17 protein-coding genes are annotated in these 17,711 nt (G+C 57.7%); 8 read left to right on the top strand and 9 right to left on the bottom strand.

Annotated features, from left to right (window positions below; all coding sequences use genetic code 11):
* The first annotated feature begins 123 nt into the window (after positions 1–123).
* From WCO56_11040 to WCO56_11050, 3 genes are all read left to right on the top strand, one after another.
* Positions 124–501: a fibronectin type III domain-containing protein gene (locus WCO56_11040; GenBank protein ID MEI7730099.1), complete on the top strand. Its 378-nt coding sequence runs from the start codon at positions 124–126 to the stop codon at positions 499–501.
* A gap of 235 nt (positions 502–736) precedes the next feature.
* A complete protein-coding gene (locus tag WCO56_11045; GenBank protein MEI7730100.1) occupies positions 737–1,573 on the top strand; it encodes a GYF domain-containing protein in 837 nt (278 codons plus the stop codon).
* On the top strand, positions 1,545–1,895 hold the full coding sequence (locus tag WCO56_11050; protein MEI7730101.1) for a hypothetical protein: 351 nt from the start codon (positions 1,545–1,547) through the stop codon (positions 1,893–1,895). Before WCO56_11045 ends, WCO56_11050 begins: the two co-directional genes overlap by 29 nt.
* 89 nt (positions 1,896–1,984) lie before the next feature.
* Here WCO56_11050 and WCO56_11055 read toward each other — a convergent pair whose 3' ends face one another.
* The 7 genes from WCO56_11055 to WCO56_11085 all read right to left on the bottom strand — a co-directional run bounded on the left by WCO56_11055 (position 1,985) and on the right by WCO56_11085 (position 7,950).
* On the bottom strand, positions 1,985–2,914 hold the full coding sequence (locus WCO56_11055) for a TIM barrel protein (protein ID MEI7730102.1): 930 nt from the start codon (positions 2,912–2,914) through the stop codon (positions 1,985–1,987).
* Between the two features lie 54 nt (positions 2,915–2,968).
* Positions 2,969–4,234, bottom strand: a complete 1,266-nt coding sequence (locus WCO56_11060; protein MEI7730103.1) for a hypothetical protein — start codon at positions 4,232–4,234, stop codon at positions 2,969–2,971.
* Between the two features lie 242 nt (positions 4,235–4,476).
* Entirely contained in the window at positions 4,477–4,935 is a 459-nt protein-coding gene (locus WCO56_11065) for a hypothetical protein (protein ID MEI7730104.1), read from the bottom strand.
* A gap of 128 nt (positions 4,936–5,063) precedes the next feature.
* Positions 5,064–5,951 (bottom strand): tetrahydrofolate dehydrogenase/cyclohydrolase catalytic domain-containing protein, encoded by an 888-nt coding sequence (locus tag WCO56_11070; protein ID MEI7730105.1) that lies wholly within the window; start codon positions 5,949–5,951, stop codon positions 5,064–5,066.
* Positions 5,952–5,956: 5 nt separating this feature from the next.
* The gene (locus WCO56_11075) at positions 5,957–7,003 is read right to left on the bottom strand and encodes an SH3 domain-containing protein (GenBank protein ID MEI7730106.1); all 1,047 of its coding nucleotides are present in this window, start codon (positions 7,001–7,003) and stop codon (positions 5,957–5,959) included.
* Positions 7,000–7,713, bottom strand: a complete 714-nt coding sequence (locus WCO56_11080) for a pseudouridine synthase (GenBank protein ID MEI7730107.1) — start codon at positions 7,711–7,713, stop codon at positions 7,000–7,002. The genes WCO56_11075 and WCO56_11080 overlap by 4 nt, the downstream gene beginning before the upstream one ends.
* Positions 7,714–7,794: 81 nt before the next feature.
* On the bottom strand, positions 7,795–7,950 hold the full coding sequence (locus tag WCO56_11085) for a small basic protein (GenBank protein MEI7730108.1): 156 nt from the start codon (positions 7,948–7,950) through the stop codon (positions 7,795–7,797).
* Between the two features lie 189 nt (positions 7,951–8,139).
* Between WCO56_11085 and aroC the strand changes: the two genes are divergently transcribed.
* From aroC to WCO56_11105, 4 genes are all read left to right on the top strand, one after another.
* Complete coding sequence (gene aroC, locus WCO56_11090) at positions 8,140–9,237, top strand: chorismate synthase (protein MEI7730109.1); 1,098 nt, start codon at positions 8,140–8,142, stop codon at positions 9,235–9,237.
* A gap of 85 nt (positions 9,238–9,322) precedes the next feature.
* On the top strand, positions 9,323–10,198 hold the full coding sequence (locus tag WCO56_11095) for a hypothetical protein (GenBank protein ID MEI7730110.1): 876 nt from the start codon (positions 9,323–9,325) through the stop codon (positions 10,196–10,198).
* A 192-nt stretch (positions 10,199–10,390) separates the two neighbouring features.
* On the top strand, positions 10,391–12,601 hold the full coding sequence (locus tag WCO56_11100) for a sialate O-acetylesterase (protein ID MEI7730111.1): 2,211 nt from the start codon (positions 10,391–10,393) through the stop codon (positions 12,599–12,601).
* Positions 12,602–12,613: 12 nt separating this feature from the next.
* A complete protein-coding gene (locus WCO56_11105) occupies positions 12,614–13,561 on the top strand; it encodes an alpha/beta hydrolase (GenBank protein ID MEI7730112.1) in 948 nt (315 codons plus the stop codon).
* A gap of 78 nt (positions 13,562–13,639) precedes the next feature.
* Here the strand turns inward: WCO56_11105 and WCO56_11110 are convergent, their stop codons facing one another.
* On the bottom strand, positions 13,640–15,004 hold the full coding sequence (locus WCO56_11110) for an ABC transporter permease (GenBank protein ID MEI7730113.1): 1,365 nt from the start codon (positions 15,002–15,004) through the stop codon (positions 13,640–13,642).
* Between the two features lie 46 nt (positions 15,005–15,050).
* Positions 15,051–15,446, bottom strand: coding sequence for a cupin domain-containing protein (locus WCO56_11115; GenBank protein ID MEI7730114.1), 396 nt, complete (start codon positions 15,444–15,446; stop codon positions 15,051–15,053).
* 84 nt (positions 15,447–15,530) lie between these two features.
* On the opposite strand from WCO56_11115, the gene WCO56_11120 reads away from it, so the two are divergent.
* On the top strand, positions 15,531–16,442 hold the full coding sequence (locus tag WCO56_11120; protein MEI7730115.1) for an SDR family oxidoreductase: 912 nt from the start codon (positions 15,531–15,533) through the stop codon (positions 16,440–16,442).
* Positions 16,443–17,711: the final 1,269 nt, after the last annotated feature.

A 17,711-nucleotide genomic window follows, 5' to 3' on the forward strand; every position in this document is an offset into this window, starting at 1 on the left:
TGGCGGCATCGGCAGAGGCTTTGGCGGCATCGGCAGAGGCTTTGGCGGCATCGGCTGAGGCTTTTGCGTCATCAGCTATGACTTTTGTGTTATCCGCTATAACCTACTAATTGGCAATGGCTTTTGCTGCGCAAGGAACTCTTGGCCCTCATCCGTCAAGTTGGCGTGTACTTGCAGGCCAAGTCCGGCGGCGACCGTACCATCCTGGAAAGCACCGGTTATGATCTGGCCAAAGACCGCGTACCGTATCCCAACCCGCCCGCCGCGCCGCAGAGTTTAAAGATCGTCGCCGGCACGTTGCCCGGCACGGTGGTTGCCAGCGCCAAAAGCCCGCGCGGAGCGCGCATGTTCGAGTTGGAATATTGCCTGGGCGATGCGTCCGTGCCCGCCAATTGGAAGCTCGGCGGGCAGCACAGCTTCTGCCACAAAATTAAGCTTGCCGGCCTGGAGCGCGGCAAGGATTACTCGTTCCGCATCCGCGCCTTTGGCACACTTCTTTGAACTTTACCACGCCACCCGCACGTCGCCCTCCGGCTCATCCTCAAGGCTCATCCCGTTCTATGAGCCTGCAAACCAAACGCCCTGGACGAAACAACGCGCGCCGAGTATTAGCCAGCATAACGTTTTACAAGGGGAAATTCACAGCGGGTTTCATGGAATTTGATGCAAAATCGTTTGGCTTGCATTTTCTAGAACGTCCCCGCAAGCTCGCCATGAACGTCAACCATAGCTGCCTATGTATAAAATCATCGGGGCCGATAAACAGGAATACGGACCGGTCACTGCGGACTTGATCAACCAGTGGATCACCCAGGGGCGGGCCGATGGGAATACGATTGCCAAGGCCGAAGGGACTGAAGATTGGCAGCCACTCGCCGCCTTTCCGGAATTTTCCGCCGCCTTGGCCACCAAGACCTCGCCCACGCAACGTCCGCCAGCAGTGTTATCGCCGCCCGCCGGTGCGCAGTTCGTTGACGTCGAGGCCATGGCGCAACAGATCAATGCACGGATCGGCCAATTGCAGGTTTTTGATTGCCTGAGCCGTGGGATGGATCTGGTCTTCAAGAATTTCTGGCTTTCGGTAGGGGTGTGCTTTGTCGGGACCCTCATCATTAATGTGCCCGTGGCGGGCACCGTATTATTCGGCACGGTCCACGCCGGTTTTTTCTATCTCTTCCTGAAGTTGTTGCGCGGCGAGAAAGCGGAGTTTGGCGATGGTTTTGCCGGATTTTCCTTCGTGTTTGTGCCCAGCCTGTTGGCGGGCATATTAACGATGGTACTGGTCAGTCTGGGGTTGTTGTTTTGCATCATTCCCGGAATTTTTCTGATCGTGGTCTGGATGTTCACATGGCCGTTGATCATGGATAAACGACTGGATGCTTGGCAGGCGATGGAGGTGAGCCGCAAGATTTGCACGCCGCAGTTCTGGCCCCTGCTGGGTTTGCTGATCATGAACGTATTGGTGTATTGTTTGGGTATCCTGGCCTGCTGTGTGGGTACGCTGGTGGCGTATCCCATTATGATTGCAGCAACTGCGATTGCTTATGAATCAGTGGTTAACCCGCAATCCTGACCATCCATTGGATCGGTCCAAAGCCTGGGCCTGCGCGGCGGTGAACCTGCTGCTCTGGCCGGGGATGGGCACCATCGTGGCTAAGCGTCTGACTGGTTTGGTGCAAATGGGGGTATCGGGTGCCGGAGTGGTAATGGTGTTGATCAGCTTCGCTTGGTTTTGCCTGCAATGGCTGAACTCCACGCAAGTTCCTTCTTTCACCGGGCGCGAAATTCGTTTTGGCCTTGCCGGAGTGGCGCTCTTTGTCCTGGCATGGATTTGGTCAGCCTTCAGCAGCATCACGATCGTCCGCGCCTCGGTCGCCAAGCCGCCCAAACTTTGACGACCTATGCTGCCGCTGCGTTGATCGAGGATAAAAAAGCTGAAGGCCATGACGCCTTCAGCCTTGTATAAATCTGATTTTGTTTAGGATTACACGTCGCACAAGGTCACCGCTTCGCGTAGCCCCTGGTAGGCGTCGCGCGTGGGGATGAACTCCTGGCCGACATAACCGGTGTAGCCCACATCCAGCAGCGCCTGCATGATGGGCGGATAATTGATCTCCTGCTTGTTATCCAGTTCGCCACGGCCCGGATTGCCTGCGGTATGCACATGTCCAATGTATTCCTTGATTTCGCCGATGCGGCGGATGATGTCGCCGTCCATGATCTGCACGTGGTAGATGTCGAACAGCAGCTTCATACGCGGGGAACCCACGCGTTTAAGGATATCTATGCAGTAATCCACATGATCGCCCTGGTAGCCGGGATGGCCCTTCATGGGATGCTTGGTCTCGCGACTGTTCAGGATCTCCATGCACAGCGTCACGTTCTTTTTCTCCGCGTAGCCGATGACTTTCTTCAAGCCTTCCACGCTGTTTTTGGCGCCCTCGTCGTTGGGAATGAGCGGGCTCTTGGGATCATCCGGATTGCGGGCGCTGTAGCCCGTGAAGCAGATGACGTTCGGGAAGCCGAACGTGGCGGCGTCATCAATCGCCTTGGTGGTAGCCTGGATCAGGCGGGGCCAATGATCCGGGTTATTGAACCCCTTGAGGAAGGGCGGGGCCGGGCTCATATCAATCTGGCAGATGGCGTTGGTGAGCCCGTATTTTTTCAAGACCGGGTAATGTTGGGCGGCGATTAACTCCACACTCTGGCAGCCAAGCTCCTTGGCGATCTGGCAGGTGCGTTCGATGTCCCATTTGCCGCCAAATGCTTCAAAGCACCAATGGACAATGGATTGCTTGATGCGTCCGTTCTTCACGGCGAGGCCGGTTTTAGCCGCCCCCACAGAGGCGCAGCCGGTGACTGCGGCGGCGGAAACGCCCAGCGAGGAGGTTTGGATAAATTCGCGTCGGTTCATAGATGATTCAGGTTCTCCCTCCGTGGTTGCCGGAGGGAGAGATTTTGTTGGATATTAGAATTTGTTCTTGCGATAGGCGCCCATCTTCGGGGCATTGGGATTCACCTCGGGGCCGAAGTAGCGCAGCATGACCATCGGTTCTACCGGTGAGGTGTTTTCGAAGGTGACACCGGCCTTGGCGGCGGCTTCCGTGCAGAACACTTCGTCCTCGGTCGCTTCATGGAAGCGGATGAGTTTGGGGCAATCAATGGGCAGGTTGTTCATCTTGCCGCTGCCTTGCACGCAGATCATGCCATACGCGCCGTTGTCCTTGATGGTGCATTTGGCGCCCGGATCAACGGTCAGTTCTTTCGCTGAGAAATATTGGAAGCCGTCCACATCGCCATAGACAATCCAGCGGTCCACGTAGCCTTCGCTGCGGGTATCGGCCACCGGCACGGGTTCGAGATAGTGGTTGTCCTTGAAATCCGGATCCACGTTCGATTCCCAATCCAGTTGTTCGACCAGGTAATCCAGATCGTGATGCTTGTCCTTGGGGACGTCCTTCACCAGCAAATCCCACGGTACCATGCGGCCTTCGACCAGCGATTGGTACATGCCGAACACGTCCGAACCCCATTGCGGCTCATAGGTGCAGAGCGAACCGGGAGCGTGCAGGATGCACGGACCGACGAGCCATCCGGTGCCGGGCTTCAGACGATACGCCTTGGACAAGTCCAGGATACCGTTGTCGCCCTTGTTCCAATCCTCCAGGCATTTGCGCACTTGCGCCTTGGTGGTGCCGGGTTCCAAACCGAAGAACGTGTACGGGAAATTGTTGCCGACGTTATTGTGTTGCGGCGGGAAATAGTACGATTCCGGTTTGCCTTCCAAACCGAGCAGTTTCGCCTGCTTGGCATTCTGGTGCATGTGGTGCGGGATCGGTCCCATGTTATCGAAGTATTTGGAATAGACCGGCCAGCGCTTGTACTGTTTCCAGAGGCGGTCGCCGATGAGGGTCGCGCCGCATTCTTCGACGGCTTGCGCCAGAGTGAACCGGTTGCCGCCGGCTACCACATAGCTTAACCCTTCGTCGGGTGTGCGGTTATCATTGGCCGCCGGGGTAGTGGAGGCGAACCAGCGTTCATCAATGCCGCCGCGATGAAGCCCGAAAGCGTAAAGATCATCGGGATGCAGCTTCAGGCGTTTGCCGGGCTGCAAGAATGAGCGGGGCACCCAGCACGGGGCGAGGCGCAAAAGCCCGCCGCTATCCTGAAGTGCGGCTTCCGCAAGTTTCTTGACGTTCTTCTTAACCGTTTTGAGTGAGGTTACGGTGTTCATAATTTGGTGACTGTTTATTTTATATTTCGTTTCGGCGTACGGAGACAAGAAAACAGATTTGCCGCCGGCTAGCAAGCCAATTCCATAAAATGAACGAAGAAATGATGGCGCAGCTGGCAGTGATGAACACCTGGCGTTCAACAAGCCAAACGCGGATCTGTGCCTGGGCAGCCCGGTGAATGTGCAACCGCAAAGCGCAGAGCACGGCTAAAAAAACTGGAGAGAAAGACGGGCCGATCCCCTTAAGCCGATTGCGGCGGTTGTGGCGGGGCTGCCTTGGCTGGCGGAGCGCCGGGCGGTTGCGGCGGCGGCACCACAGCCAGATGAATGGGGTAGCGGATTTTCATCACGTCATCCACAAGGACTTCAGCAAAATACACCCCCGGGGTGTTGAAGGTGACGTTACCAAAGACGGCCACGTTCATGGCATGCACGGCGGGATCAGGCAGCTCAAACCCAACTTCACATTTACCCATGACGGTATTTTGGTCGGGCGCAATCAGCCGCATGGTTTCTTTGAAGCGTCCGAAGCCAGCCGTCCAACGGTTGAAAAACATGAGGCGCGGCGCAGTAATGGGCAGTTGCGGCACGCGAATGGCGTTGACGACCCCAAGCAGGATCATGTTGCCGTTGATTTCCTGGCGGACGTCCTCCACCAGCAGGGAGCATTGTAAATCAGGGAGTATTCGAGTGGGATTCATTTTGTTTAGTAGTGACTCCCCCCGACGGTAGCCACTGCGGGAAGGGGGCGAAAGTGAGGGAGAGATTCATTTTGGTCTAACGGAGCACCAGCCAAAGCCAGCGTCTATTGTTAAATGGTTTACTTGATTTAGCGGGTGGCAATTTCAGCGGCACGCACGGTATTCTGCATCAGTATGGCAATGGTCATCGGGCCCACGCCACCAGGGTTGGGAGTAATTTTACCGGCAATCGGTTGAATATCAGCAAAGACAACATCGCCCACCAAGCGCGAACCGCCTTTGGCAGCAGGGTCTGCAATCCGGTTGACGCCCACATCCACCACCACAGCCCCCGGCTTAACCATGTCCGCCTTGACAAAATGAGCCACTCCGATGGCGGCGATGAGGATGTCCGCCCGCAGGCAATGCGCGCGAATATCGCGCGTGCGCGAATGACAGATCGTCACCGTGGCATTGGCATGTTTGGCCTTCTGGCAGAGAATGGCGGCCATGGGTTTGCCAACAATTTCACCGCGCCCGAGAATGACAGCTTCGGCCCCCTCGGTCTTTACCCCGCTACGAATCAACAATTCCTGAACCCCCGCCGGGGTGCAGGGGCGAAAACCCGTCGCATCACCCAGCATGAGTTTGCCGACATTAAACGGATGAAAACCATCCACATCCTTGTCTGGCGCAACCGTGGCATAGACAATTTCCTGGCGAATCTGGTCCGGCAACGGGGCCTGAACGAGGATACCATGGACAGCAGGATCAGCATTCAGTTTATGAATAAGCGCCAGCAGTTCGGCCTCCGGGGTGGTAGCGGGCAGTACGTGGGTGGTGGATGAAATCCCCAACCGCGCCGAGGTTTTCTCCTTCATGCCCACATAGACTTTGGAGGCCGGGTCTTCCCCCACCCGCACAAAGACCAAGCCCGGCTGAATGCCACGCGCCTTCAAGGCGGCGACACGTTGCGCCGTTTCAACGTGGATTTGCTCGGCAATGGCGCGCCCGTCTATCAAATTATTGGCGGTCATGGCAATTACTCGATTTTTTCGATGGCCAGCACCGGCAGGTTGGGCCAGCGTTTGTCAATGGCTTCCTCGCCAGTAACGAGAACGCGGCGGTCCAGCATATCCTTAAGCACCACGTTCGTATCTGTGGTGTATAGGAAGTTGATGGTTTTGCCGGTATCAATACTTTTCAGGACGTAAAAGCTGGGCGTATTGGGGGTAATGGAAAGCTTCACTATCCCCTCTCGTAACACAATCCGGCGCGGGGGGGGCTCGATGGTGACGTTCACTGCCAAATTAGGCAACACGGGCGCCACGGCAACCGGCGGTGGGGTGGGCACAGAGGCAACCTCTTCCGGCTTGGGCGGAGAAGTTACGACTGGCGCGACTGGCGGCGCGGGCATCGGCTCATTCGTCGGCATCGCCACCACGGGCGGTTGGTTTGTGAGCGTGACAACTTCAGTGGGCATCGGGACCGGTGGTGGAACGGGCGGCGTTTCCGTCACTACCGGCACGGACGGTGCAACACTCGGTGTCACGCCTTCCTTGACCGTGAAGAAATCTGCGGCAACATAGGCAAACGCATCCACTGGCGGCTCAATTTCCAGCCAGGCTTCTTTGGCGCGTCGCACGATCATCGGCGCGTCTTTTTTCATTGTACCGACCTTATTGAACTCCTCGCCCGGACCAGCGCGCAAGTTCAACGCGGTCTTCACCTTCACGGTCATGGCGTTGGTGTTCACGTACAGGCTGTGTACCCACACGTTAAAATTCGTCCCCAGCGCGATTTTATACCAGACCGCCGGCTCATGCTTGTTGGTCGTCGTGTGTGTGACCGTTTCCAGCACCGTGACGGCATCCCCTTTCTTGAGCTTGCCAAGCCGGTCGCCGCGCAACGACGGCAAACCGCGCACCATAATGTTAGCGCCCTTGGCCACGGCGTTAAACGGCGCCGATTTCTCCACCACCGCGTTGATGCCGGTAGTGATGGTTGCATTGGTTTCGGCCCCCGTCACTTGCCCGCCGAGGCCGTGCGCCAGAAACGCGATTAACGCCAGCCGAACAGTCATTTTCATAACGAAGAGAGTAGAGTTTTTATCTCAGTTTCAGTCAATGTCCGCCATTTGCCGATCGGCAACTCGCCAAGCTTGATCGCCCCGATCTTCACCCGTCGTAGCCGCGCCACATTCAACCCCAACGCGGCCAGCAAACGCCGGATTTCCCGATTCTTACCCTCGGCCAGTTCCACTTCAAGCAAACTATGCGAATTATTCGCCGTAATAATCCGCGCCTTTTCCACCTTGAGCAAATCCCCGCAATCCCGTACCCCATGCAACATCCGGGCGGTCACCGACGCCTCGACCCGGCCCCGCACCGTAACTTCGTACGTTTTGCGAATGCCGTACCGGGGATGCGTCAGCTTTAGGCAAAAGTCCCCGTCATTGGTCACGAAGATCAGCCCCTCGCTCTCGCGATCCAGCCGCCCGACATTGTACAGGTTATCCCACTCGCGCGGCAACAGCTCGCCGATGGTTAAGCGTCCCTCGGGATCGTTGCGGGTACAGAGGTAACCGGGCGGCTTGTGAAGTGCCACATACAGCTTGCGACGAACCTTGACCGGCTGGCCATCCAAGGTCACCCGGTCGGTCGCCGGGTCCACCTTGGTACCCAAGGCGGTGACCACTTGGCCATTGACGCATACCTGCCCCTCACGAATGCACAGCTCGCCTGCCCGGCGGGAAACCGCACCGGCATCGGCTAAAAACTTTTGTAAACGGACCTGCATGGCGCAGGTTAAAACACGAAGTGCGGAATTCAGGACCACGCCTGCAAAACTTCCGCACTTCGCGTAAATGCTCGAATGGAACTAATCACCCGGCTTCGTTTTTACCAAGCCGGTGACGCGGTCCCCCGTCTTCCATTGCCCGCGTTTCTTGAGCGTTTCCACACGTTCAAACCGTTTCAGAACATTGCGCTTGCCACCGGTTGAGGCGGCCGCGCGCAGACTACGATGTTGCGACATAAGCTATGTTTCTATTTTACCGCTTCCATGTTATCCGAAAGCGGGGGTCACTTCTATCACGCCCCCGGCCTGCTGCCAATGGCTAATTTCGCTTTTTTGCAGAGTAGCTGCAGCCGTTCATTGAAATATTACAAACTCGCCCTGCAAGTCTGCTCGACAAACCGGTCGGTTTCGCAGTAGATTAACGGCATGGGCAACACTTTTGGCCATTTATTTCGGATTACGACATGGGGTGAATCCCATGGCGGCGGGGTGGGCGTGGTGGTAGATGGATGCCCGCCGAGACTTGAACTCACCGAGGCGGATGTGCAACCGGAACTCGACCGTCGTAGGCCCGGCCAATCCGCAATCGTCACTCCCCGCAAGGAGAGCGACACCGTACAAATCCTTTCCGGCACCTTCGAGGGGAAAACCCTGGGTACTCCCATCCTCCTGTGGGTGAAGAACGAGGACGCCCGGCCCGAATCATACTCCGAGATGGCCCTCAAGTTTCGCCCGTCCCATGCGGATTATACATACTTGGCCAAGTATGGTATCCGCAACTGGCAGGGGGGCGGGCGTTCCAGCGCACGAGAGACCATCGGGCGCGTTGCGGCGGGTGCGATTGCCAAAAAATTGTTGCGCGAACATTATGGCGTGGAGGTGCTGGCTTACGTCAAGCAGGTCCATAAAATCACGGCCAAGATTGATCCGGAGAAAGTACGCTTCGCGGACGTGGAGTCCAACATTGCGCGCTGCCCGGACCCGGCGGTGGCGGAGAAGATGATTCGATTGATCGAGCGTACACGCAAAGCCGGCGACAGCGTGGGCGGCGTGGTGGAAGGCATTGCGCGCGGCGTACCAGCGGGTTGGGGCGAGCCGGTATTTGACAAGTTGGAGGCTGATCTTGGTAAAGCCATGCTGAGCCTCCCAGCCGCCAAGGGATTTGAAGTTGGTTCCGGGTTTGGCTCGGTGCTCCTCACCGGGTTGCAGCATAACGACCCCTTCCGCATGAAAGGCGGACGGGTGCGCACCACGACGAATTTCTCCGGCGGCATCCAGGGCGGCATCTCCAATGGGGAAACCATTATCTTTCGCGTCCCGTTCAAACCGGTGGCCACCGTCATGCATGAACAAGATACGGTGGACGTGCATTTCCAGAATACCACGCTCAAGGGCCGGGGGCGGCACGATCCTTGTGTCTTGCCGCGCGCGGTGCCAATTGTCGAAGCGATGACCGCCTTGGTGCTGCTTGACCATGCGTTGCGCCAGGCTGGACAGTGCGGCAGCGACGAAGCCGAGGCGTAATCAAAAAATAATCCTTGCGGCAACGCACCGAAAGCACTAGGAAACACCCATCGCCACGGATGCCGGTATCCGTCAGGCATACAACATGAATCCATTTGGACAACGCCAGTCGCCGCCGCCCCAGCCGCCCGCTACGGTGGCCGCGTACGCTGTGAACACGCCCCAGCCGCCACGGAACGTGACGACGCATGTCGCAGATACACCCAAGCAGACGTCTGCGGTCCTGATCGTACTGGCGATCCTCCTGCCGCTGGCCATCTGCGGCGTGACGGTCTGGTTCACTTACGATTATGTGAAGAAGGCCAGCCGCGACATTGATTCCAACCGCGCCACCGTCACCAGCGACGTCAGTAAGATCGTGGCCACCGTCACCACCATTCATGAGAATGTGCGCAAATTAAAGGTGCAGACCGAACTGCGGGCGGACGAATCGCGCAAGCATTATGAAGCCGTGATCGGCATGCGCGTCGCGGCGGAAAACAGCCTCACTAATATCTCGCTCGAATTGCAACGTCAGGTCGCCCGCCAACTCAACGAATACACCCAGAACAAAATTGCCCAACTGGACACCAACTACACCGCCCGGGCGCGCGACCTCGTCCAGGACCACGCGCAACTCGAACAATTGCTGCAAAAGGATTACCAGGAGAAACTGAAACAAATCGGCATTGCGCTGCAAAAGTACGATAAACTTTTGACCCTGGAGCCGGACTTGGATCATCAGGTCGAACACGTGCGCACGAACCTCCTGGCCGTGACGGAATACATGACCAATCTGTTTGCCGAATTCCAGACCTCCTCCGAACAGCTCATTCGCATTACGAATAAACTGAATCAACTCGACGCCCGCCTCTCGATCCTGACTACCGTGTTGACCCAGCCGCCACCCGCGCCGCCCGTAACCCCGGCCCCCACGTCCACACCCGCGCCTCAATCGCTGATCGCGCCGCGAAATCAGTGATTAACCCGCCTGCCTCGCCAAGGACGACAGCTGCATCGGGTACGAAGATGGCCAGACTTTTCCCAGCCGACTCAGCGTCCTCATTTGCAGGACACGCCAGTTTACGCCATGTTCTTTCCTCGGCATTGTTCTGCTTTATAAATTGACACAAACCGTTCCCAACGCCAGAATTCGCCCATGATTTATCCATACATGACAGCGTCAAGAATCTGCCAAACAGCCCGCCAGACGGTGGCAGCTTGGACCATCAGTTTGTTGTTCGCCGGCTCGCTGGCCGCCGAGGTGAGTCTGCCAAAAATCTTCACCAGTCACATGGTGTTGCAACGGGACAAACCTGTGATCATCTGGGGTTGGGCACAGCCGGGTGAGTCCGTCAGCGTGCAAATCCTCAATGAGAAGAAAGTGTCCAAGGCCAATGACAAAGGCGAATGGAAAGTGACCCTCGCTCCGTTGAAAATCGGCGAGCCCTTCGAAGTCACCGTCAGCGGTTCCAACACCATCAAGCTGGAAGATGTGTTGGTGGGCGATGTGTGGGTCTGCTCGGGACAGTCCAACATGGAAATGGGCATCAAACAGTGCCTGAACGCCGAGGCGGAAATCGCGGCGGCCAATTATCCCAAAATCCGGTTATTCCTGATTCCCAAGACCACCAGCCCCACGCCCAACAAGGATGTGGATGCCTTGTGGAAAGTATGCACCCCCGAAACAGTGGTGGAAGGGGGCTGGGGCGGCTTTAGCGCGGCGGCTTATTATTTTGGCCGGGAAATTCACAAGACACAGAATGTCCCCGTTGGTCTGATTGCCACTTCCTGGGGCGGCACACGCATCGAACCTTGGACCCCGCCGGAAGGTTTCGGATTGGTGCCGGCGCTGCAAAAAATATACAACCTCGTGATGCTCAGTAATCCCCGCACGACCCTGCACAAACAGCGCTTGGACCAGTTGGTCAAAGAAACTGAGAGCTGGCTGGACGCTGCGCGCAAGTCGCTCAACGAAGAAACCATGGTGCCGGCGATGCCTGTTCCGCCACCGGAAATGATGCAAATGCCAACCGGCCCCGGCGCCCCAACCACGCTGTACAATGGCATGATTTACCCCATCGTGCCGTTTGCAATTCGCGGGGCCATCTGGTACCAGGGCGAATCCAATCACACCGAAAAAGATTATGCGGAAAAAACCAAGGCGCTGGTCGCCGGTTGGCGCAAGGTCTGGGGCCAGGATGAGTTTCCATTCTTTTACGTGCAGATCGCCCCATTCATCTACGGCAGCGAAAACCCGGCGGTCCTCGCAGAGTTCTGGGAGCAGCAGGCCAACGCGCTGGCCATCCCCAACACCGGCATGGCGGTGATCCACGATGTCGGCGATCTCAAAGACATTCATCCCAAGAACAAACAGGAAGTAGGCCGCCGCCTGGCGTTGTTGGCACTGGCCAAAACCTACGGACAGGCGAACCTCGTATGCTCCGGGCCGACCTTCAAAGCGATGGCGATCGAGGGTAATCAAATCCGCGTAACCTTTGACAATGTGGGCGGCGGGCTCGCCGCGCGCGATGGCAAACCGTTGAATTGGTTTGAAGTCATTGACGCCGATGAAGGCGGCTTCGTCAAAGCCCAGGCGGAAATCAGCGGCTCCAGCGTGTTGGTTTCCGCGCCCGAGGTAAAAAAGCCCGTGTCCGTGCGCTTCGGCTGGCACAAGCTGGCCGAGCCAAATCTCATGAACAAGGAGGGTCTTCCCGCCGTGCAATTTCGCGCGGGAACCGAACCGGCACGGGATTTTCTGACCCAGCGGGTGCCGGAGGCCAAGGACTACGCGCTCGTCTATGACTTGGACCTGGCCAAGGTCGGGCCCAAAACCGTCTATACCGTGGATAATCGCGCTCAGATCACAAAGCCGTTTGATCGCATTGCCTATTTCCTGGAACTGCAAGCGGGCAGCGGCGACGTGCAGTATGTCTATGTTTCGGTGGATGCTTTCACTAAGGAATTAGGAAAAATCGGAGTGCCCACTGCGGAGACAAAGGCGTTCTTTCAACAAGATCTGACCAACATGAATGTTTTGTCTAATGTCAAAGGCGTGGTGACCGGCGTCGGATTGACGGGGGGCAATATTGAGTTCTGGCCGCACAATTATGGGCCGGTTAATTCAAAGAAAGTGGCCAATGCCTCGGAGCAACTGTATGATTTTGGCGACCAACCAACGGACCCGGTGGACGGCTACGGCTCCATGCAGATTCATAACCACGAGGCGAAGCAGACCATTTTCGCTTTCAACAATTTCCGGGGCGGGCCGGGTGCCGATCTGGGCATCGGTAACGCCCCCACCGGAAACCCAGACTGGACCTTTGCGAAGAACGCGGGGAACTACTCGGTAAAGCGGCTGCGCGTCTTGGTTCATTGCAAATAACTGTCAGACGTCATGAAGAAGCACTTGATTGCAGTCGGGCTGTTCGTGTCCGCGTTGTGTGGTTGGGACGCGGCAGCAGCGGCACCTCAATTTCCACCGATCCCCTCGCCGATGTTTCCGTTTGGCGAGAATGTCGAAGTCCTTCGCGATGTCGAGATTGGTACCGGCGGTGGCCGACCACTGCGGGTCATGATCGCCCGCCCCAAGAACCCGCCAGTATCCCCCACGCCCGCGGTATTGTGGATTCATGGCGGCGGATGGGAAAGCGGTTCGCACAGGCTCAACCCGGCGGCCCCGCTAGCGTCGAAGGGTTACTTCACCGCCTCGATCGAGTACCGTTTGAGTGGCGAAGCCAAATGGCCGGCGCAGATTGAGGATTGCAAGCTGGCGGTGCGCTGGCTGCGGGCGAATGCCGCCAAATACAACGTGGACCCAAACCGGATCGGTTGCTGGGGACATAGCGCGGGCGGCCATTTGGCGGTCTGCCTGGGAACCATGGGTGAGCAGGCCGCGCTTGAGGGCAAAGGCGGTTTCGCCGGTGTCAGCAGCCGCGTGCAAGCGGTGGTTGATTATTGCGGGCCGGTGGATTTCACGCGCGGCAGCCAGGGCATCACCGGCGCGGTGACCAATGATGCGCCGGTATTGGTGAAACTGTTTGGCGGCACCTTCAAGGACATGCCGGACACCTGGCGCAACGCCAGTCCAATCATTTACGCCAGCGCGAAATCCGCCCCCTGCCTGATTGTGCAAGGGGATAAAGACACTCTGGTGCCCATGGCGCAGTCCGAAAGCCTGTTCGCGGCGATGAAAAAAGCCGGCGCCCCGGTGGAACTGATCGTCATCAAAAATGGCGGGCACGGTTTAAAAGAAGCCCCCGGTGATCCCCCCGCCGAGCCAAATCAAAAAGCCATTCAGGCGGCGGTGCAGGCGTTTTTTGATACGCATCTGAAGGCAAAGTAGCGGGCCCTTCACATCCCAAAGGTGATTCCATCCGATGACGGCTGGAACTGCGCCGCAGAACGTCGCTCCCTTCGCCCTTCACTCGTAGCGTAAAGCGACAATCGGGTCGAGCCGTGAGGCGCGAAACGCGGGAATCAACCCGGCAATGACACCCGTGATGGCGCTGAACGCAAACGCAACGAGCATCGCCTCAACGGTGATGATGGGCGTGTTGGCGGAGGGGGTCAGGATTTGCAGCAGTTCGACAAATCCGTACGATGTCCCCATCCCCATGGCACCACCGAGGAGGGAGATGACCACGCTTTCGACGAGGATTTGAGAGAAGATGGCGAAGGTGCTGGCGCCAATCGCCTTGCGCAGGCCGATCTCGCGCACCCGCTCCGTGATGCTGGCGAGCATGATATTCATGATGCCGATGCCGCCCACCAAAAGGCTGATGGCCGCAATAATGCCGCCGCTCATCCGGGCGTTGCGGATGGCGATATTAATGTTTTCGACCGCGGTTTCCTGCGTTTGGAAGGTAAAGTCCTCGATGCCGCTGTGGGTCAGCATCATCACGTTGCGCGCCTGCTGCAAGGCGGTGTCCATTTTTTCCAAGCCGGCCACCTTGATATCAATATCGGTCAGGCGCGGATCGGGAACGTTATTCGTGCCGGTGGAGGCGCGAAACCGCAGCCACATGGTGTTCAGGGGAATATAGGCGGTGTAATTCTTGCGTTTGAACGCCCAGCCACTTCCGCCCTGCCCGTGGCCACGCCGACGCGCCACGCCGGTGGCTTGTTTTTCTTCTAACTCCCCGCGCGCCTTCATTTCCCGCAGCTTGCGATCCGTCTCGCTTTCATAAAGTTGAAGCATGCCGACAATAAAAAATGGCTGGCCATTGATAAACACGCTCTCGCCCAGCGGCACGATTTCCCGGCCAGTCTCCTCCGGCGAGCCGAATAATTCATCCCGCAGGCCGGTACCGATCACGCAGACGTTTTGCGCCAGTTCGTCATCGAGATCCGTGAAAAATCGGCCGTGTTCAACCACATGCAGGTTCATGTCCAACACCGCGGGCCAGACGCCCACCAGTTCGCTGGGGGCCACCGATTTGCCATTGCGGGTCAGCAACGCACCGCGCAAGGCCATTTCCGGAGAGATGCAGGTCAGCAGCGGCGCGCTTCGCTTGAGGGCATAAACATCCCGGATGGTGCGCCCGGGCGCTTGGTCGGCCTTGTATTCCTGATAGGGGGGGACTTCCTGATCCTGGGTCAGCGCCTTATCCAAGCCGCCCATGGCGATCAGCGCCTCTTTCATGCCGTTCTCCATGCCTTTGACAATGGCCGACATGCCCACCAAGCTGGAGACACCCAGGATAATGCCCAGCATCGTCAGGAGTGAGCGGAATTTATGCGCCCAAATCTCCTTCAACCCAACCACCATGGCATTAAATAGGTACATCGTGCAGTCTATCTTCGCTATACTGACGTTTGGCGGCGGAGAAAATTCAGCTCTCGATCAATACTTCCCGCACCGTATCGGGGTTGGCGGGGTCATGCGCCTCGGAGTTGAAGCCGATGGAGAGAGTGGCGCGCGTGCCGGTGTTTTTTGAGGCGTGCGGCAAACCGGCGGGCAGATAAAACTTCCAGGCCTGCCCTTCAGGCACCTGGTAATCCTCGATTTTCCCGGCGCGCTTGATCCGTACCAGCATCGGCCCGTTCATCACGGCGATTTCCGCCCCGCGTACGTGATAGTGGTTGCCCCGAACCGTGCCGGGCTCGAACGTCACCACATGTACATTCCGCTGCATCCGAATTTCCTCTTCGGTCAACGGTTCAAACAACATCCCGCGCGCATCGGCGAACGTCTTCAGCGGGCGGACGGCAAATTCATTAAACGACATAGCGAGGAGAAAGTAGCCGATGCCCGGCGGAACAAAAGTTAAAAATTTGGTGTCCGCAACGCGAAGCTTGGGTTATCGTGCGTCATGCGCGTATTAATTATAGGTTGTGGTTATGTCGGGCTACCGCTGGGGGCGGCCCTCGTAAAGTTGGGCCATGAAGTCCACGGCGTGCGCCGGTCCGCCGGTGGCGAAGAGGCGTTGACCGCCGCCGGGATTCAGCCGCACGTGGCGGATATTTCCGTCGCCGCGGATTTGCAGCAATTACCCGGTCCGTTTGACTGGGTCGTGAATTGCGTGTCTTCCACCAAAGGCGGCGTGGACGAGTATCGGCAGGTTTACCTGGACGGCACGCGCAACCTGATCGCCTGGCTGGCCCCGCAGCCGCCGAAGAAATTTGTCTTCACCAGCAGCACGAGCGTTTACGGGCAGACCGATGGCTCGGCGGTGAAGGAAGAGAGTTCCACCCGCCCGAGCAGCCCCACCAGCCAATTGCTATTGGAGACGGAGCGGCTGCTCCAGACCGCCGCCCGGCTCAAGCAACTACCCGCCGTGATCCTGCGCGTCGCCGGCATTTACGGGCCCGAGCGCGGCCACTTGTTTTTGCAATATTTGCGCAACGAGGCGCGCCTTTACGGCAAGGGCGAGCGCTATATCAACATGATTCATGTGGACGACGTAGTGGGCGCCATCATCGCCGCGCTGAAAAGCGGGCGCGCCGGGGAAATTTACAATACTGCCGATGATGAACCGGTCACCCAGTTGCATTTCTTTCAATGGCTATCCCAGACCCTGGGCAAATACCCCCCGCCCCAAGCCACGGCGGAGGAGGACGCCGCCCGGAAGCGCGGGCTCACCCATAAGCGCGTCTCCAACCGCCGGCTTAAGATGGAGATGGGCTATCCTTTCAAATACCCCACCTTTCGCCAGGGGTACACCGCAGAGATTCAGCGCTTGTACGACCTGGGCGTGATCGAGGTCTCCCGCGATCCGCGCTGAAATATAGATAACTTAAATGCGCATCGTGCGCTCCCGCCGCTTCCGTATTTTGCGCCGGACGCCAACGACTCACCAGCAACCCATCATCCGCTCCCTCAGCCGCAGAACGGACCTCCTCTCCCTGAGGGAGAGGAAAGAGGTGAGGGGGTATGAAACTCTGGGAATTTCCCCACCGTCAAATTCCATCGCCTCGCTGAAGGTCCGCCGCGCAATCCTGAATGTTGGGAGCGTTATATAGCTCCATACCCCCTCACCCTAGCCCTCTCCCTTGGGGAGAGGGAATGCCGCTCGCGGCGTGGTGATAATCCCAATGTCATCCGTGCGCTCCCGCCGCTTCCGTATTCTGCGCCGGACGCCAACGACTCACCAGCAACCCATCATCCGCTCCCTCAGCCGCAGAACGGTCCTCCTCTCCCCAAGGGAGAGGAAAGAGGTGAGGGGGTACGGAACGCTGGGAATTTCCCCACCGTCAAATTCCTCCGCGCCGTTATATTTGAGACTCCTTACGTCGTCACCTACATTCGGATTTGCTTCCTTGGGCGCTGGGAGGGGTGGATTTTGGGCTGGAATCGCGTGGTTTTGGAGCTTTATGGCGGGTTTCAATGCAGGAATTAAGCGGTTCCAGATGGCCATGAAAAGATTTTTGAAAATATTTCTTGCGCCGTTCCGGGCACTTCCGGTAAAGAATCCGTGTTCCTTAAAAATGAAGCTCGTAGTTCAGGTGTCCGGCGGCAAAACGCAAGAGCCCTTGGAGCGCTCTACGCCGCAGCCGGTTGGAAGTTTAAGATTGCGGGTTTATGGGTCGGTGGTTGGACATTTTACGGCAGGGTTTGGTTCGGTGGCCGAGATTCGTGGATCGGAGCCAAGCCGCGCTGCGTTGCATTTCTCCCCTTGGGCGGTTCTCCCGCGCAGTTCCAGTCCTCATCGTCCCCGTTCCAAGGCGCAAGGTCAGATTTCTCGCCCGGAACTCCGGGGGTTTGGGTTGATCCCCCGGAGTTCCGCCTTAGTTCTCCCAGATTCTGCCGTTTCTCCCCGGAGTTCTGCCGTCCAACCCCCAGGAAGTGCGGCGGAACCCCGGAGAATTATCGCGGAACCCCCAAGAAGTGCGGCATTTCTCCCAAGAAGTATCGTAGAACCCCGGAGAAATACGGCGCAACCCCCAAGAAGTGCGGCAAAACCCCCGAGAAGTGCGGCACTTCTCCCGAGAAATATGCCGGAACCCCCGAGAAGTGCGGCAGAACTCCCAGGAAGTGCCGCAGAACCCCGGAG

The organism is Verrucomicrobiota bacterium, from assembly GCA_037139415.1.
GTDB lineage: Bacteria > Verrucomicrobiota > Verrucomicrobiia > Limisphaerales > Fontisphaeraceae > JBAXGN01.

Bases quoted from the DNA above. Each gene is read 5' to 3' on its own strand.
- WCO56_11045 (MEI7730100.1), top strand. From the start codon at position 737: ATGTATAAAATCATCGGGGCCGATAAACAGGAATACGGACCGGTCACT.
- WCO56_11050 (MEI7730101.1), top strand. From the start codon at position 1,545: ATGAATCAGTGGTTAACCCGCAATCCTGACCATCCATTGGATCGGTCC.
- WCO56_11055 (MEI7730102.1), bottom strand. From the start codon at position 2,914: ATGAACCGACGCGAATTTATCCAAACCTCCTCGCTGGGCGTTTCCGCC.
- WCO56_11060 (MEI7730103.1), bottom strand. From the start codon at position 4,234: ATGAACACCGTAACCTCACTCAAAACGGTTAAGAAGAACGTCAAGAAA.
- WCO56_11065 (MEI7730104.1), bottom strand. From the start codon at position 4,935: ATGAATCCCACTCGAATACTCCCTGATTTACAATGCTCCCTGCTGGTG.
- WCO56_11070 (MEI7730105.1), bottom strand. From the start codon at position 5,951: ATGACCGCCAATAATTTGATAGACGGGCGCGCCATTGCCGAGCAAATC.
- WCO56_11075 (MEI7730106.1), bottom strand. From the start codon at position 7,003: ATGAAAATGACTGTTCGGCTGGCGTTAATCGCGTTTCTGGCGCACGGC.
- WCO56_11080 (MEI7730107.1), bottom strand. From the start codon at position 7,713: ATGCAGGTCCGTTTACAAAAGTTTTTAGCCGATGCCGGTGCGGTTTCC.
- WCO56_11085 (MEI7730108.1), bottom strand. From the start codon at position 7,950: ATGTCGCAACATCGTAGTCTGCGCGCGGCCGCCTCAACCGGTGGCAAG.
- aroC (MEI7730109.1), top strand. From the start codon at position 8,140: ATGGGCAACACTTTTGGCCATTTATTTCGGATTACGACATGGGGTGAA.
- WCO56_11095 (MEI7730110.1), top strand. From the start codon at position 9,323: ATGAATCCATTTGGACAACGCCAGTCGCCGCCGCCCCAGCCGCCCGCT.
- WCO56_11100 (MEI7730111.1), top strand. From the start codon at position 10,391: ATGACAGCGTCAAGAATCTGCCAAACAGCCCGCCAGACGGTGGCAGCT.
- WCO56_11105 (MEI7730112.1), top strand. From the start codon at position 12,614: ATGAAGAAGCACTTGATTGCAGTCGGGCTGTTCGTGTCCGCGTTGTGT.
- WCO56_11110 (MEI7730113.1), bottom strand. From the start codon at position 15,004: ATGTACCTATTTAATGCCATGGTGGTTGGGTTGAAGGAGATTTGGGCG.
- WCO56_11115 (MEI7730114.1), bottom strand. From the start codon at position 15,446: ATGTCGTTTAATGAATTTGCCGTCCGCCCGCTGAAGACGTTCGCCGAT.
- WCO56_11120 (MEI7730115.1), top strand. From the start codon at position 15,531: ATGCGCGTATTAATTATAGGTTGTGGTTATGTCGGGCTACCGCTGGGG.